Annotated in this window: 15 protein-coding genes and 1 tRNA gene; 10 read left to right on the forward strand and 6 right to left on the reverse strand. The window is 40.1% G+C overall.

Annotated elements, in window-relative coordinates; translation table 11 throughout:
* The 5 genes from ACQK2H_RS08705 (at window position 1) to ACQK2H_RS08725 (ending at window position 3,399) form a co-directional block, all read left to right on the forward strand.
* On the forward strand, window positions 1-897 hold the full coding sequence (locus ACQK2H_RS08705) for a 1,4-dihydroxy-2-naphthoate polyprenyltransferase (RefSeq protein WP_425391046.1): 897 nt from the start codon (window positions 1-3) through the stop codon (window positions 895-897).
* A 96-nt stretch (window positions 898-993) separates the two neighbouring features.
* The gene (locus ACQK2H_RS08710; RefSeq protein ID WP_425391047.1) at window positions 994-1,839 is read left to right on the forward strand and encodes a universal stress protein; all 846 of its coding nucleotides are present in this window, start codon (window positions 994-996) and stop codon (window positions 1,837-1,839) included.
* A 211-nt stretch (window positions 1,840-2,050) separates the two neighbouring features.
* On the forward strand, window positions 2,051-2,689 hold the full coding sequence (locus ACQK2H_RS08715) for a pyridoxamine 5'-phosphate oxidase family protein (RefSeq protein ID WP_425391048.1): 639 nt from the start codon (window positions 2,051-2,053) through the stop codon (window positions 2,687-2,689).
* Window positions 2,670-2,975, forward strand: a complete 306-nt coding sequence (locus tag ACQK2H_RS08720; RefSeq protein WP_425391049.1) for a GNAT family N-acetyltransferase — start codon at window positions 2,670-2,672, stop codon at window positions 2,973-2,975. The genes ACQK2H_RS08715 and ACQK2H_RS08720 overlap by 20 nt, the downstream gene beginning before the upstream one ends.
* Window position 2,976: 1 nt before the next feature.
* Window positions 2,977-3,399 carry a (4Fe-4S)-binding protein gene (locus ACQK2H_RS08725; protein ID WP_425391050.1) on the forward strand — a complete coding sequence of 141 codons (423 nt, stop codon included), beginning with the start codon at window positions 2,977-2,979 and terminating at the stop codon, window positions 3,397-3,399.
* 31 nt (window positions 3,400-3,430) lie between these two features.
* On the opposite strand, the gene ACQK2H_RS08730 is transcribed toward ACQK2H_RS08725, so the two are convergent.
* A tRNA-Met gene (locus tag ACQK2H_RS08730) sits at window positions 3,431-3,504 on the reverse strand.
* A gap of 251 nt (window positions 3,505-3,755) precedes the next feature.
* Here ACQK2H_RS08730 and ACQK2H_RS08735 point away from each other — a divergent pair.
* The 5 genes from ACQK2H_RS08735 (at window position 3,756) to trxB (ending at window position 9,557) form a co-directional block, all read left to right on the forward strand.
* Window positions 3,756-4,145 (forward strand): START-like domain-containing protein, encoded by a 390-nt coding sequence (locus tag ACQK2H_RS08735; RefSeq protein ID WP_425391051.1) that lies wholly within the window; start codon window positions 3,756-3,758, stop codon window positions 4,143-4,145.
* A gap of 129 nt (window positions 4,146-4,274) precedes the next feature.
* Window positions 4,275-5,954, forward strand: a complete 1,680-nt coding sequence (locus ACQK2H_RS08740) for an LptF/LptG family permease (protein WP_425391052.1) — start codon at window positions 4,275-4,277, stop codon at window positions 5,952-5,954.
* Between the two features lie 35 nt (window positions 5,955-5,989).
* Window positions 5,990-6,259: a 30S ribosomal protein S15 gene (gene rpsO / locus ACQK2H_RS08745; protein WP_425391053.1), complete on the forward strand. Its 270-nt coding sequence runs from the start codon at window positions 5,990-5,992 to the stop codon at window positions 6,257-6,259.
* Between the two features lie 82 nt (window positions 6,260-6,341).
* Window positions 6,342-8,498, forward strand: a complete 2,157-nt coding sequence (gene pnp / locus ACQK2H_RS08750; protein WP_425391054.1) for a polyribonucleotide nucleotidyltransferase — start codon at window positions 6,342-6,344, stop codon at window positions 8,496-8,498.
* Window positions 8,499-8,606: 108 nt separating this feature from the next.
* Window positions 8,607-9,557: a thioredoxin-disulfide reductase gene (gene trxB, locus ACQK2H_RS08755; RefSeq protein WP_425391055.1), complete on the forward strand. Its 951-nt coding sequence runs from the start codon at window positions 8,607-8,609 to the stop codon at window positions 9,555-9,557.
* A gap of 73 nt (window positions 9,558-9,630) precedes the next feature.
* On the opposite strand, the gene ACQK2H_RS08760 is transcribed toward trxB, so the two are convergent.
* The 5 genes from ACQK2H_RS08760 to ACQK2H_RS08780 form a co-directional block, all read right to left on the reverse strand.
* Window positions 9,631-10,746: a hypothetical protein gene (locus ACQK2H_RS08760; protein WP_425391056.1), complete on the reverse strand. Its 1,116-nt coding sequence runs from the start codon at window positions 10,744-10,746 to the stop codon at window positions 9,631-9,633.
* Between the two features lie 129 nt (window positions 10,747-10,875).
* Complete coding sequence (locus ACQK2H_RS08765; RefSeq protein ID WP_425391057.1) at window positions 10,876-11,649, reverse strand: DUF4249 family protein; 774 nt, start codon at window positions 11,647-11,649, stop codon at window positions 10,876-10,878.
* Window positions 11,646-13,973, reverse strand: a complete 2,328-nt coding sequence (locus ACQK2H_RS08770) for a TonB-dependent receptor (RefSeq protein WP_425391058.1) — start codon at window positions 13,971-13,973, stop codon at window positions 11,646-11,648. The genes ACQK2H_RS08765 and ACQK2H_RS08770 overlap by 4 nt, the downstream gene beginning before the upstream one ends.
* A gap of 272 nt (window positions 13,974-14,245) precedes the next feature.
* The gene (locus ACQK2H_RS08775; RefSeq protein ID WP_425391059.1) at window positions 14,246-15,217 is read right to left on the reverse strand and encodes a FecR family protein; all 972 of its coding nucleotides are present in this window, start codon (window positions 15,215-15,217) and stop codon (window positions 14,246-14,248) included.
* Between the two features lie 27 nt (window positions 15,218-15,244).
* Window positions 15,245-15,787 (reverse strand): RNA polymerase sigma-70 factor, encoded by a 543-nt coding sequence (locus ACQK2H_RS08780; RefSeq protein WP_425391060.1) that lies wholly within the window; start codon window positions 15,785-15,787, stop codon window positions 15,245-15,247.
* Window positions 15,788-15,891 lie beyond the last annotated feature (104 nt).

Here is a 15,891-nt window from a genome sequence, read left to right on the forward strand (position 1 = left end):
ATGAAATCCTGGATCAAAGCATTTCGTTTAAGAACACTGCCGCTTGCTTTCGCAGGATGGCTCGTTGGGTCAACGCTTGCAGGGAATGTGATCGCATTAAATTATTCGATCGCTGGTCTTACTTTGTTGACCGCATTTTTCCTTCAGATTTTATCGAACCTGGCAAACGACTATGGAGATGCTTCTTCAGGTGTTGATGAAAAACGAACAGGTGAAGAACGGATGGTGAGTTCAGGAAGAATATCACCACAAGCCATGAAGAATGCGATGATCATTTTTTCCATTCTTTCCCTAATCTCAGGACTGTTTCTGCTTCAACTCGCTTTCCCTGAAGACTTTTTTTCCGCCATTGTTTTTCTTTTAATTGGCTTGATCGGCATAGCCGCAGCAATAAAATATACAGTTGGAAAAAACCCATATGGCTATGCTGGGTTTGGAGATCTGTTTGTCTTTGTGTTTTTTGGCTTAGTTCTCGTTTTTGGAACTTATTACTTGCAAACAAAGGCTTTGGATTGGGAAATTTTGCTCCCATCCGCATCACTTGGACTTTTCAGTGTTGGTGTGTTGAACGTTAATAATATCAGAGACATAGAATCTGATAAAGCAGCTGGAAAGAACTCGATTCCTGTTAGAATCGGACGAACAAAAGCAGTTCGTTATCATATTTTTTTGTTGCAGGGAGGGATGCTGTTAAGCATTGTTTTTGTCTTGTTAACATTTCAAAGTTGGGTTGGACTACTCTTTGTTTTAGTCAATATTCTTTTTATTAAAAATATTCGGGCTGTTAGCTACAAACCAACCAGTCAGCTTGATCCGTACTTAAAACAAATGGCTATTTCTACATTGCTTTTTTCAATATTATTTTCAGTAGGTCAGGTTCTTTCCTTCTTTATCTAGCTGCTAATTGTTTGATAACAATATGATTTTCATCAAAAAAGAATGTTGAAAGTCATTTTTCATTAAATTGGGAGTATTAAAAATTCCAAAAGACACATGAAACAAATATTAGTACCCTACGATTTTTCGAATGTAGCTGAACATGCCCTGGATTTTGCATGCCAAATAGCAGATAAGTCGGAAGGAAATATTCTACTTCTCAACGTAATTGAGCACCCAACAGCTGATTCCTTTAAAACCATGGGCATTCAGAATGTGGATCCTATGGAACAGCTTTACATTAAGAAAATGTATGAACAGGTGCAGGAGAAGCTGGCGGAAGTAGTTTCGAAAGCGAAGTATACAGACGATAAAATCTTCACTAAGATTCAGCTAGGAAATGCCTTTAATACAATCATTGATCAGATTACTGAAGAAAGTGTTGACCTATTGATAGTAGGCACTGAAGGAGCAGAGGGAATAAATGAATTTTTTGTTGGGTCGAATACAGAGAAAATCGTCCGAAAAGCAAAATGTCCGGTGATCTCAGTGAATGAGAAAGTAGATATGGAGCCGATTGAAAAGATTGTATTTGCCTCCGACTTCCTTAACACTGATGACTTTTTCATTGAGCGAGTCAAAAGCTTACAATCAATGATGGGAGCTCAGCTGAATATTGTGAAGATAAATACACCTGCAAGCTTCACATCTACACGCCATGATCTTAAGCAGATGAATGATTTTGTTGAAAAGTATGGTATTGAAAACTATAGCATAGAAATTTATAACTACAAGAATGAGGAGGACGGAATCATCATGTATGCTGAGGACACCAATGCTGATATGATTGCGCTAGGAACTCATCAGCGCAAAGGTGTTGGTCATTTTCTAGCCGGCAGTATAGCGGAAGATGTGGTAAACCATGCAAGCATTCCTGTGTGGACTGCACACCTTGAAGATTAAAAATCTACGATTAATTGATAAGTTTTGAGCCTCTGTTTCACAGGGGCTCAATTATTTCATACCCTTCTCAGGGCTCACAAAAGTTGATCAATAACCATAATATTTATAAAGGGGCTGATCTTTCATTACTTTTATAAGTAACAATAAACTAAAATAACCTTATGAAAAAGATCAAATATTTAGCATTCATAGGGCTTAATAGTTTGATGTGATGGCAAATACTACTCCTTCGAGATACCCTAGCAGAGGAACTCAAGACAAAGAGACCTTGTATCAGATAATTGATGAAGGTCTTTTTTGCACTGTGGCTTTTGTTAGAGACGGAATTCCACATCAGATTCCAACCGGTTTTGCCAGGGTTGAAAATGATATTTACATTCATGCCTCGGCTAAAAGCAAGTTCATTGAAGCCATTGCCGGATCCATAGTTAGCTTTTCAATCATTCATTTAGATGCCTTGGTTCTTGCACCTACAGCATTTGATCACTCATTTAATTATCGTTCGGTTATTGGCTTTGCACAGGCAGTAGAGATATCAGATCCTACGGAAAAATTGAAATTCTTCAATCTTTTTACTGATCGATATATTCCGGGAAGAATCAACGACATAGGTGAACCGAATGCTGATCAGGTAAACATTACTAAGATTGTTAAACTATCCCTGGATAATGCAGCAGCAAAAGTGAGAACCGGTGATGTAAACGTAACAATGGATTCTGACTCAGCGTGGTGTGGAATTATTCCATTGGAACAGCACTATGGTCAACCTCAAATAGATCATCAATTAGATCAGAACTCACCAACACCTGAATACATTAAACAATTGATAGATGGATCTGGCAAGTCTTAGAACAACTGATAATCGAGACCAGCAAAGGTTTGAGCTGCAGGTTGATGGATCGATAGCCTTCATTCAGTATAAAGCAGGGAAAAGTAGCGAGATATACATTATTCATACAGAAGTTCCTGATCATTTAGAAGGTCGTGGTGTGGGGCATAAATTGGTTCGAGAGTCTTTAGAGATTATTGAAGCAACTGATAATAAGATCATCCCGCTATGCCCGTTTGTTAGATCATTTCTAAAAGACCATATAGAAGATTACAAGCATTTATTATCCGAAAGAGCTAAATTGTAGTATGGCTGAGAAAATAAAAGAATATGAGAGCAAAGAGCTCACGGTAATTTGGAAACCTGAAAAATGTATTCATTCAGAAATTTGCTATAAAGGATTATCTGATGTTTTTGATCCTAAAGCAAGACCTTGGGTGAATGTGGATGGAGCTGATGATCAGACGATTAAACAGCAAGTAGATAAATGTCCGTCAGGTGCATTGTCCTACCGATTAAAAAATGAATCTGAGACAAAGGATGAGATTGAAGATGAGCAAATCGTTGAGGTTTCTAAAGGAGGACCATTGATGGTTTATGGAAATATTAAAGTAAAGCATCACGATGGCTCAGAAACCTACAAACACAGAGTGACGGCCTTTTGTAGATGTGACGCCTCTTCCAATAAGCCTTATTGTGATGGGAGTCATAAGAAAATTGATTTTGAATAGAAAAGCCCTCAATTTGAGGGCTTATTTACAGTAGCGTGGGGGGGATTTGAACCCCCGACCTCCGGGTTATGAATCCGACGCTCTAACCAACTGAGCTACCACGCCATTTTAATATCTTAAAAATCAAATCCCTTTGGATTTGAACCCCCGATCTCCGGGGTTATGGTTCCGACGCTCTAAGCAACCGGGGCGCGTAGCTTGAGCTACCACGCCATTTTAATAATTTTTTAAGAGTTTTTACACTGCATCTGTAGTGCGTCCCTCAAAAAGGAACGCAAATCTATAAAAGATTTCTTTTCTGCCATGGGCTTGTCGGAATAGATTTTTTTTTTACCTTATCAAAAAATTCACAACGTATGGCAAAGAACAAATATGTCGGGGAGTTCGAATTCAATGCATCTAAGAAGATGCTCTACCCATACTTTAGCACAGCATCTGGCTTGGCGCAATGGTTTGCTGATGATGTGAACATTAATAACGAAGATAAAGTCTATACTTTCATCTGGGATGGCGATGAGACCAAAGCTAAACTCACATCTAACAGAACTAATCATCATGTACGATTTGACGTGATTGATGAAGAAGATGAGGATGACAATAATTTCTTCGAATTTAAGATTGATGTGAATGAACTAACTCAAACGGTTTACGTTCGCATCACTGACTATTCGGATATGGATGATGAGGAGGCGAGCGAACTGTGGGAAACATTGATTCATGACCTAAAAGAGATTGTAGGTGGTTGATTGAAAGACTATCACTCTGGTATCGTTATTGCTTCATTTCAATTTTCTAATTTTGTCCTCCTAAAATTGGAGGTCGATACCGTTTGAAGTTGTCTGTATGAGTGCAGTTGAAAATCAATATACCTACACATGAAAAAGCTGGATGTTTTAATGCTTAAGTCCTTTGTAGGACCGCTGATTCTCACCACGGCAGTAGCCAATTTCATTCTTCTAATTCAGTACTTACTCAAGTATTTTGATGATTTTGTGGGTAAAAACCTTGGATTCACTGTTTTTGCAGAATTGTTGTTTTACTTCTCGCTGAATATGCTGCAAATAGCATTGCCGCTAGGCGTATTATTAGCGGCATTGATGACCTTCGGAAATCTTGGGGAGCAGTTTGAGCTTACGGCTATCAAGAGTTCAGGTATTTCGCTTTTAAGAACCTTGAGGCCGATCTTTCTATTTGTTTCGGTGTTGTCGGTTGGTGCCTATTTCTTCAATAATTACACGATCCCGGCAGCTAACCTCAAAGCGTACAGCTTACTATATGATATCAAGCATACAAAACCTGCTCTGGATATAAAGTCAGGCTCCTTTTACAATGGCATTCCAAACTACAGCATTAAAGCCAAAGAAAAGCTTCCTGATGGCAAAACACTTTTAGATGTCGTGATTTATGATCATTCAGAAGGAAGAGGAAATAAGACAATTATTCTTGCTGATTCATGTTTGATGTATACCATCTTAGATGAGCGATACCTTAAGCTTGAGCTTTACGATGGACATTACTATTCAGAGGAACCTCAATCAGAACAAAGTATAGATCGGTTTTACCGAACGGAATATGGAAAGATGGATATGGTATTCAGTTTGGCTTCTTTTGATCTAAAGAGGAGAAAAGAAGAACTTTTCCAGAACAATCGGCAAATGAAAAATATTAGTGAGCTAGCTCACGACATTGATTCATTTAAAGTCAACCTATCCAAACAGAAGGCTAATTTTATTCAAACCACAGGTAGATACTTTAGTTTCCATTTAAACAATAAGGATGCGATTATTGACAAAGGAACTTTGAAGATGGATACGGTTGAAGCCGAGGAAGACGCAACGGTGGAAGCTTCATTTATTCCACTGGACTTCTTTCAGCAATTATCACGTAAGAAACAATCCTCAGATACGTCTGAGCAAGAAAAAGTTAGAGTAATAAACTCTGAGCTTATTTCTGAGCGTGAGAGCCATGTCAAAGCGTTAAAAGAGGAACCCATTAGAAAACCAAAGAAGATTAGCAACTCATTGGATGTAGGCAAAATTGATACACTAACATACGATCATTTAAATAGCTATCTTCAGGAAAAGCATAAAACCGAGAAGCCGCTTATCTCCGAAGCACTTAATAAAGCAAGAAATATTAAAGTAAATATCAATTCTGCTAAAACAAGGCTTTATCAGGCAAGAAAAGATGTCAACCTCTATACAATTGAAATGCAAAAGAAATACGCATTAGCGCTTGCATGCATTTTGATGTTTTTAATTGGGGCCCCATTAGGGGCAATTATTAAGAAAGGCGGATTGGGTGTACCAACGATCCTTGCTATTTTCTTCTTCATCATTTACTACCTATTCATGAGCATCGGAGAAAAACAAGCGAAAGAAGGGGCGATGGATCCTTATGTTGCAGCCTGGATGTCTGATGCCATTCTTTTGCCTTTTGGTTTGTTCTTTCTGAGGCAGGCTAGAGTAGACGCACGTTTGTTTGAAGTGGATGCGTATTTAGTTTGGTTTGAAAAGCTTAAACAGAGATTTGCTCGTAATAATAACAAAGCGTAAATTTGCGCTTCAAATCATAGAGGAAGAAGAACAGAATGTATCTAACAAAGGAAAAAAAGATAGGAATTTTTAAAGAACACGGTAAGTCTGAGAAAGATACTGGATCCACGGAAGCACAAATTGCATTGTTTACCACCAGGATAAATCATCTGACTGACCACTTGAAGACGCAGAAAAAAGACCATGCATCAAGGTTGGGTCTTTTAAAACTTGTAGGTAAAAGGAGAAGACTTCTTGATTACCTTTACAAGAATGATATCGAAAGATATCGTAGCATCATTGCTAAGCTTAACATCAGAAAATAATATTAAGGGGGATCAAATTTCTGATTCCCTTTTTTGATTGTAAACATCCAGGGGCAAAACGTGTCCCTTTTATTAATTTATTATGAACGTAATTACAAAAACCTTCCAACTATCAGACGGCAGGGAAGTATCCATCGAAACTGGAAAGCTTGCGAAACAAGCAGATGGGTCTGTCGTAGTGACAATGGGAAAAGCCAAACTCTTGGCAACCGTGGTTTCCTCTAAGGAGGCCAAAGAAGGAGTGGATTTCTTGCCACTCTCTGTAGACTATCAGGAAAAATTTGCAGCCGCAGGAAAAATTCCTGGAGGCTTTTTAAAGAGAGAATCAAGACTCTCAGATTATGAAGTATTGATCTGCCGGTTGGTTGATCGAGCACTCAGACCATTATTTCCATCCGATTATCACGCAGATACCCAGGTATTCATTCAATTGATTTCTGCGGATAGCGATGTAATGCCAGACGCACTAGCAGCATTAGCAGCATCTGCCGCTATATCAGTTTCAGATATCCCTTTCGGAGGACCTATCTCTGAAGTGAGAGTAGCTAAAGTAGATGGTGAGTATAAGGTTAATCCTACTCCGGAAGAGATGGAGAAAGCGACACTTGATTTGATCGTTGCAGGTACTGCCGACAACATCATGATGGTGGAGGGAGAATGTAAGGAAGTGCAGGAGTCAGAAATGCTTGAAGGCATTAAGAAGGCTCATGAAGAAATCAAAGTACAGTGTGCGATTCAGGAAGAGCTGGCTAAAGAGGCCGGTGCTACTGAAAAACGTGAATATGATCACGAGCCAAAAGATGAAGAGCTAAAAGCTTCCATGCACAAGGCAGTTTATCAAAAATTGTATGATGTAGCTGCTAAGAAAAATCCTAATAAGTCAGAAAGAAAAGAAGCGTTTAAAGCGGTATATGAAGAATATATTGGTCAATTTTCTGATGAGCAGTTGGAAGAAATGGATGATTTCCTTTTAGGAAAATATTTCCACGATATTGAAAAAGAAGCAGTAAGAAACTTTGTTCTAGATAGCCAGGAGCGAATTGATGGTCGTAAACCAGATGAAATCAGACCGATCTGGTCTGAGGCAGACTATTTACCATCCGCTCATGGATCTGCAGTATTTACCAGAGGTGAAACACAATCACTCACTTCAGTAACACTCGGTACCAAGTTGGATGAGCAGATGATCGATGGGGCAATGTTCTCAGGATACAATAAGTTCATATTGCACTATAACTTCCCTGGTTTTTCTACCGGTGAAGTAAGACCAAATAGAGGTCCTGGACGAAGAGAAGTAGGTCATGGTAATCTCGCAATGAGAGCCTTGAAACCGATGATTCCAACAGAAGAAGAAGGAAATCCATACACCATACGTATTGTTTCTGACATCCTTGAATCAAACGGTTCATCTTCAATGGCCACCGTATGTGCCGGAACATTGGCTTTGATGGATGCCGGAATCAAACTGAAAAAGCCAGTTTCCGGAATAGCAATGGGAATGATTTCTGATAGCGAATCTGGAAAATACGCAATCCTATCAGATATCCTTGGAGATGAAGATCACCTGGGTGATATGGATTTTAAAGTAACAGGAACAACGGACGGTATCACCGCATGTCAGATGGATATTAAAGTGGATGGTCTTTCATACGATGTACTTGCTCAGGCATTAGATCAAGCGAAGAATGGACGTTTACATATACTGGGTGAGATGGCGAAAACCATCACAGAGCCAAGAACCGAGCTTAAGTCACATGCACCACGAATGGAGCAGTTAAGAATCGATCGTGAATTGATTGGTGCAGTGATCGGACCTGGTGGAAAAATCATTCAGGAGATTCAAAAGGAATCCGGAGCTACTGTAAATATCGAAGAAGATGAGAAAGGTGGTAAAGTGAGCATTTTTGCTGCTGATGGTGAAGCATTAAACAATGCAATGGCAAGGATCAAAGCGATCGTACAACAGCCGGAAGTAGGTGAGGTGTATGATGGTAAAGTCAAATCAATCATGCCATTTGGTGCATTTGTTGAATTCCTTCCTGGAAAAGACGGATTGCTTCATATTTCTGAAATTAAGTGGGAGCGTGTAGAAAACGTTTCTGATGTGATGGAGGAAGGTGAAGAGATCAAAGTGAAGTTGATCGATATCGATAAGAAGACAGGTAAATTCAAGCTTTCCAGGAAAGTATTGTTACCTCGTCCTCCAAAACCTGAACCAGCTGAAAAGACTGAAGAGTAAGCTGCAGGACACTTTTGAATTTTTTATATGCCGCATGGCACAAAAGCTAATAAGATGGTGTTCTGATTCGGAACACCATTTTTTTTATAAAAGACTAGATAAATAAAGATGTCAACAGAACGAGTAAAAGTTTTAATCATAGGATCAGGCCCTGCGGGATTTACTGCAGCGGTTTATGCTGCGCGAGCAGGAATGAAGCCAGTTCTTTATCAGGGCGGTCAGCCCGGAGGTCAGCTTACTATCACCAATGATGTGGAGAATTACCCGGGTTACCCGGACGGAGTGATGGGGCCTCAGATGATGGTCGATTTTCAGAAGCAGGCGGAGCGATTTGGAACAGATGTTCGAAGCGGAATGGTGACGGCAGTTGATTTTAGTGGATGGCCTCATAAAGTCACTGTGGATGAAAAGACTGAGATTGAAGCGGAAGCAGTGATCATTTCTACAGGAGCATCTGCTAAATGGCTTGGACTTGAAAGTGAACAACGACTGAATGGTAAAGGTGTTTCTGCGTGTGCAGTTTGTGATGGTTTCTTCTTCAGAGGGCAGGATGTAGTGATTGTTGGAGCAGGGGATACTGCCGCCGAAGAGGCAAGCTACCTGTCTAAGATTGTGAATAAGGTATATATGTTGGTTCGAAGAGACGAAATGCGTGCATCTAAGATCATGCAGCAGCGAGTGAAGAATGCACCAAACATTGAGATTTTGTGGAATACCGAAACCAAAGAAGTGCTTGGTGATGAAGAAGTAAGCGGTGTAAAGGTTGTAAATAATGAAACAGGTGAAGAACGAGTGATTGAGGCTCAAGGGTTCTTCGTGGCTATTGGACATAAACCGAATACCGATATCTTCAAAGGTTGGATCGATATGGATGAGCAAGGGTATATCAAGGCCATTCCAGGAACTTCAAAAACCAATGTCCCGGGAGTGTTTGCAACAGGAGATGCTATGGATAAGGTGTATAGACAGGCTGTAACAGCAGCAGGAACTGGCTGTATGGGTGCTCTTGATGCTGAAAAATGGATAGCAGAGAAGGAAGTGGAAATGCAAGAAGCATAGTCATTATAAAAAAATCATAAAAAAAAATGCCTTGCGATTATCGCAAGGCATTTTTTGTTTACAGGCTATTTTTTTACTCAAAACTTACATCCAGCGCTGCAATTACTGCAGGGTTGTAAGGAGTTAGATCCTGAAGACGATCAGCGAACTGATCAAACAATGGATCCGGAGATTCACCTCCTTGAATAAAGCCATCCGAATTAAAATATCCAGGAGCTTCAGTGTTTTTCAAATAGGCATCTATTTGCTCTTGTGGTAAACCAGGGAATTCTGTTTGAATTTGCGAAGTGAATACGTTTTTCAATGAATTCTCAACCAACAGCACTGCTCGATCATCTGAATTTAAGTTTCCAGCCGGGAGACCAACTTCGGCTACTCCGATACTTCCTTTGTGAACACCTGACGCTACGAATGCCCAGTTAAACCCTTGATCATCAGTAAAGAAGGAAGCATTTGGATGGTATGAATTTCCGTAAACATCAACCACTTCTCCAGTTTTTCCAACAAACATCTTGAGTGTGCTTATAGCGAACGGGTCAACAGATGGATCTGCAAGTGGCAGGTTATCTATCGTTACAATCATGTGTGCATCGTAATCGGTACTTTCCTCAGAATACTCAATTTTGTAAATCGCATCTCCGGCATCTACGTCTTTAATACGATCAATATTATAAGGTTTTAGAATTGCCACACCTTTGATTACATCTTTGTTCCAGAATACTTGCATCGCTTTTCCACCATCATCGTTTCCTTCCGATGCTGCATCTGTAATTGTCAAAGAGTACTGGTAATCAACGTCTTCATAAGTTGCATCAGAGGTCACCGTAAGGTTTTTGATTCGTTGATCATCGTCGCTTTCGTAGCTAAAGAAAAACTCACCGTTTACATCAAACTGTGAAACCCCACCCAGAATAGCTTCTGTTAGCTCACCTGCTCCTTCACCTATGGCAATAAAAAGAGAAAGTAATTCATAGATTTCGTTACCATTCAATTGATCTTCTTCTGCTCGGGCATTTTCTCTTGCGCTTGTAGCATTTCGGTTTGCAAGTGGGTCCGGTACATCAATAGAAAACCGCTCAGGTAAAATATCTTCCTGTGCAGGTGGCGTGTCAATCGAGTCATCACATGATGCAGCAAATAATAATAGAGCTACAAGTGATAGCAGAGTCAATAGATTTATCTTTTTCATTTTGTCTTTCGTTTTCATGATTGAAAATTGTTTGTGATTTGTATTGATCACACAGCATTTAGGATATACCCTGGATAAAATTCAATATTTTTTTCATTTAAAATCATAACTATCTGACATTCAGTGGTATTAATTAACAACTGTTGAGTCAGAATCAACCATGGATACATAAAAATACCCTAAAGCCCCATCTGAAAGGTTGGTCAGTACATTACCAGGAGCGGCATCAAATCCGCCTCCGCGCCAGTCTACTTCAGCTAGAAAAGATCGCAAAAAGTTTTGATGATCAGGGGTCAGTGAGTATTTCTTTCTATGTACGGTGGCACCTCTGGGAAAAGTAAATGGTTCCTTTTCCGGTGCAAACGTTTTGGTAATATCTACTACATCCAGTGTATAGAAAAAACCCTCTTTAGATTCAACAATACCATCATCATCCCATTCAACTCTTACATTCGTCATAGAAGCAATCGTCTCTGTGTGAATGTATTCCATATCACCGGTATTGGTTTCTTCTAAGGTTAATGGAGGTAAGGAAGTGCCAAGTCCTGAAGTTGCAAAGGCATAAAACTCCTTACCATCGTATTGAATATATAGTATGTAAACCTTCCCAAATAATGCAACCAGTGAATTATTTGTGTAGGTTCCAGGTCTACTTTCATCATGGGTGAAGAAGTAATTATCTTCTCCTTCATTAACAATCACCAGCGCATCAGTTACCGGTGGTGGTTCCTGACCAAGTTCATTAAACGTTAGCGATAGTTTGATTTCCTGCGTGCCTAATTCGTTGGTTATTCCTCCGTCTACTACTAAAAGGACATCATTATCAATTCCTAATTCCTGTTCAGAGATCTCTTCACATTGCCAACTCAGCAAAACCATCAATATGATCAAAAGCTTTTTCATAGTCTGAAAGAGTAAGAAATGGATGGTACAACTTGGTATACAAAGCGATGGGTCGCCTGAAGCGCTTCCGGATTATTGATTTCGGTCGGAACAACAATCGTATCGTCTTCCAAAACGATCTTATTGAAACTTCGAAGCACCGAATTTTTCTGCCCATAAAAATTGAAAAAAGAGATGGTCAGAAAGTGATCGAACTTTCGTTCCACCTTATTGAGCCTGTAAGACCAACCTAAATCCAGCCGATGGTAGGTAGGTAGACGATCATTATTCTTCTCTGAATAAATGGGAACCGTACGACCTGCATATTGATAAAAAGAGGTAGGAGTAGTAACCGGTGAGCCGGAGAGGATCATGAGGGTACCGGATAAGGTGGATCGTTGTGATTTTTGGAAAACAGTGTTAAGTGAAAACTGTACCGGACGATCTGATAATGCAGCATAAGCTTTCCCATCATTGATACCTTCTATTTGTCTGGTTGATCGTGAGAGAACATAGGATATACTTCCTGTTAGTTTACCAACCTGCTTGGAAATGATGGCTTCAAGACCGTATGCAGTGCCTTTGCCGGATCTGATCTCAGCCTCAAAATGAGGGTTTAATAATAGCTCGGCCTGGTTTGCATAATCAATTTGATTCTGCATGGCTTTATAATAGCCTTCCAGGTTGAATTGCCATTGTTTGCGTTTATAGGTCCAGCCAAGAGAGATTTGATCGGCTGTTTGCGGTTGGATGTTGATGCTTGCAGGCAGCCAAACCTCCAGGTTGTTGAATGGGCTGATGGAATTGCTGATCAGGTTGATGTACTGAGCGGAACGTGCATAATTGAATGTTAGAAAATTTTTGTCGTTTACAATATGTGTCAACTTGATGCGAGGCTCCAGATTGGAGTAATCGTTATAGCTGCTGCGATCTTCATAGGTGGTCGTGTCGGTGACCTGATATTCATCATTGATTGTGTATTCTATGGTCCTTCCAAAATTCGTCCAGGTACTCAATCGAAATCCATATGTCAACAGCCAACGTGAGGAAAGCTGTCGTTCATTGCTAAAGTACAGGGAAAACTCAGTAGCATTTCGTTTCGGAACAAATGGAGCATTTTCATTTCCTTCCTGATTGCCGGGGTTGAAATTATGTCCGCTTAACTTAAAGCCGAATTTGTGCGTGCTTATTGGATTTCGGTAGAATGTGAAATCAGTTTTCAAGCTTGCGTTTGCAATATGGTTGGACCAAACCTGACCGGGACCAGAGATGAGTTGGTATTCGTATTTGCTGGAGTAGAGCGTGGTATTGGCGAACAGGCGATCATTGAATGTGTGATTCCAACGCATGGTTCCTGCTATGTTTTTCCATGCCAACCCTTCATTATTGATGTATTCATCATTGCTGGAGAATACAGATAGAAAAAGTCTGTTATTGTCGTTCAACTTCAGGTTGATTTTACCGGTGATATCAGCAAAGTAGAATTCATCAAAGTCGTCATTGCTCAAAAACGCGTCTATGTAAGATCTTCTGCCGGACAAGAAAAATGAGCTTCGGTCTTTAGCGATTGGGCCTTCCAGTGAAAGCTGAGTGGTCACAAGTCCAAGTCGTCCGTTCATATGAAAGTTCTTCATATTTCCATCTTTGGTGTGGATGTCCATTACGGAAGAGATGCGACCTCCAAAATCAGCTCCCGCTGTGCCCTTGTATATTTTGATGTCTTTGATCGCTTCCGGCGTAAAGGAGCTAAAAAGCCCAAGGAGGTGGGCGGGATTGTAGATCGGAGCTTCATCCACCAAAATTTGATTCTGATCTCTGTTTCCTCCCCGAACATTGAAAAAGGTAGAACCGTCATTGAATAGCTGAATACCTGGTAGGATGTCCAGGGATTTGATAACATCCGGTTCGCCTAAAACCGATGGTTTTTGCAATATGGTGGTATTGGATAGCTGAGTAACATTTGAATGCACACGATCAACTGTTTGAACAGAATCATCCACAGTGACGACTACTTCTTGTAGGAGGGACGAGCTGAATTCAAGATTGACATTGATATTTCTGTTGCTTTGGAGTGTTACTGACTTGGATTGACTATCATACCCGATGTACGAATACTTCAGTGTATAATTCCCAACAGGCAGTGTTAATGAATAGAAACCGTACGCATTGGCAATTGTTCCAACGCCTAGTTCTTCTACCAGGATAGTGGCTCCAATTAAGGTCTCCCCATCGTTTTTATCCAATACATAGCCACTAATCGTATACTTCTTATCGTTAACTTCAGGATCACTTTTTGATTTTCTCAGGATCATCTTGTTCTCCAGCCAGACGTATTCTATTCGCAATCCCAGAAATAGCTGATCCAGAACCTCACTCAGTTTTTGATTATTAGCATTGATGCTGACTTTCTGATCAGCCGGTATGCTTCTGGTGCTATATGAGAAAGAAATATTCGCCTCTTTTGAAATGATGTCCAGCGCTTTCTCTAGAGAAATATTCTCAACTTGAATGGATATTTCTTGATCAAGAATATCCTGACAAATAGCTGTTGGAGCTAAACAGAAGAGCTAAAATCGTAATGAGCGCAAATCGAATAGCGGACATAGAGGTATGAAGATCAGCAACCCTGACCACTTATTTCTAATCCTTCACTGGTTTTTTCTACAGTTAAATCAAGCGTGGCACTTAAAATCTCAAGGATTGCATCCAATGATTGATTGTCAAAAGATACGGTGACAGGGCAGTCACGAATGATGTCTGTCTTTAAGCGGATGTCGACCTGATACGCATTTGAAAGGTTTTCAACTACTTTTTCGAGTGAGGTATCATCAAATACAAACTGTTTAGTTTTCCATGCCAGATAGTTAGGATCATCATTTGTCACTTTAAATAACCGACTGGAAGAACGATCCAGAATGGCTTTTTCATCAGGGCTTAAGACCAGACTGCTTTCACCAAACTTGACCTCCACTGAACCAGACGCTACTATGACAGAAGATGTAGCCTCTCCATCTAGAGACCTGACTGAGAAGGAAGTCCCCAATACTTGCACCTGGACCGTTGGTGTTTTGATAATGAATGGTTTTTCAGGGTTCTTTTCCACTTCAAAGAAGGCCTCACCTTTGAGCTCAACCTCTCGCGTTTCTTCGTTAGAAAATGCTTTTGGATAGCTCAGTTCGCTCCCGGCATTGAGTGTCACCATAGACCCATCCTCTAGGGCCTGCACTTGCATTTCCGCCGCAATCAATTGTTCCGTGTTATCATTCTGTAGCCAGAAAAAGGCGATCCCGATGGCTGCAAGAAGGGCTATGGAAGCAGCGATTTTCATGAAAGAGAACGATTTTTTATCTGTCTTTCGAATCTCACCTCTCAGTCGAATCCACTCTTGATTGATTTCCTCAGGGGTAATACCAGCCGCTTTTTCTGTGCCATCCCATACCTTGACCAGCTCGGCATAGAATTGCTTAGTGGCTTCACTTTCATTGAGTAAAGCCTCAAGTCTGGCTTCATCCTGAGCTGATGCCTCACCCGCAAATTTGCTGGTAGCAAGATGGATTAATTCGTTATGGTCTTCAGTGTTTTCTTTCACAGCTTTTCTTTATCACACATGAGAGCGTCAAAACCCTGTAAAAAATTGAATAAAAATGTAAATAATTAAATAGTCCTTCAACTTCTCTCTCAAAAGACGCAATGCTTTTGACATTTGATCCTCCACAGTTTTCACAGAAATGTTCTCTATTTCAGCAATTTCTCGGTATTTCTTACCTTCAAATCTGCTTAAAGAAAAAATGCGTTTAGTCTTGTCCGGAAGGTTTTCAATGGCTTTCACAATCCGGGTTTGCAATTCTGATTCCTCCAGATAATCTCTCGAATCTATGTAGTCAGGAATGGCTTCATTGTCTGTTTGCAGGTCATGTTGTACAATCTTCTTTCTGTCTCGGATATAATTGAGACACAGATTGTGCACCGATTTGAAGAGGTAAGGTTTCAGTGGTTTAGTCAAATCGATTTCATCCTGCTTTTGCCAAAGCTTCAAAAATGCATTATGAACTATGTCCTTGCAGTCGTCCACATCCTGAATATACTTTCTGGCAAAGGAGCATAAAAAGGGATAATGCTCTTTGAAGAGTGCTTCAAAATCTTGCTCTTTGAAATTCATTGGATGATTTAGCCTCCGACTGCAATGGAAAATTATATTTTTTTAGTTAGACGAGCATTGTCGATCTTTTTAGGAATGTTAAATTTCAAAAACACTCACTTCAA

The sequence above is a fragment of the Ekhidna sp. genome (assembly GCF_965228795.1).
GTDB lineage: Bacteria > Bacteroidota > Bacteroidia > Cytophagales > Cyclobacteriaceae > Ekhidna.

Coding starts and splice junctions, on each gene's coding strand:
- ACQK2H_RS08705 (WP_425391046.1), top strand. CDS start 1: ATGAAATCCTGGATCAAAGCATTTCGTTTAAGAACACTGCCGCTTGCT.
- ACQK2H_RS08710 (WP_425391047.1), top strand. CDS start 994: ATGAAACAAATATTAGTACCCTACGATTTTTCGAATGTAGCTGAACAT.
- ACQK2H_RS08715 (WP_425391048.1), top strand. CDS start 2,051: ATGGCAAATACTACTCCTTCGAGATACCCTAGCAGAGGAACTCAAGAC.
- ACQK2H_RS08720 (WP_425391049.1), top strand. CDS start 2,670: ATGGATCTGGCAAGTCTTAGAACAACTGATAATCGAGACCAGCAAAGG.
- ACQK2H_RS08725 (WP_425391050.1), top strand. CDS start 2,977: ATGGCTGAGAAAATAAAAGAATATGAGAGCAAAGAGCTCACGGTAATT.
- ACQK2H_RS08735 (WP_425391051.1), top strand. CDS start 3,756: ATGGCAAAGAACAAATATGTCGGGGAGTTCGAATTCAATGCATCTAAG.
- ACQK2H_RS08740 (WP_425391052.1), top strand. CDS start 4,275: ATGAAAAAGCTGGATGTTTTAATGCTTAAGTCCTTTGTAGGACCGCTG.
- rpsO (WP_425391053.1), top strand. CDS start 5,990: ATGTATCTAACAAAGGAAAAAAAGATAGGAATTTTTAAAGAACACGGT.
- pnp (WP_425391054.1), top strand. CDS start 6,342: ATGAACGTAATTACAAAAACCTTCCAACTATCAGACGGCAGGGAAGTA.
- trxB (WP_425391055.1), top strand. CDS start 8,607: ATGTCAACAGAACGAGTAAAAGTTTTAATCATAGGATCAGGCCCTGCG.
- ACQK2H_RS08760 (WP_425391056.1), bottom strand. CDS start 10,746: ATGAAAAAGATAAATCTATTGACTCTGCTATCACTTGTAGCTCTATTA.
- ACQK2H_RS08765 (WP_425391057.1), bottom strand. CDS start 11,649: ATGAAAAAGCTTTTGATCATATTGATGGTTTTGCTGAGTTGGCAATGT.
- ACQK2H_RS08780 (WP_425391060.1), bottom strand. CDS start 15,787: ATGAATTTCAAAGAGCAAGATTTTGAAGCACTCTTCAAAGAGCATTAT.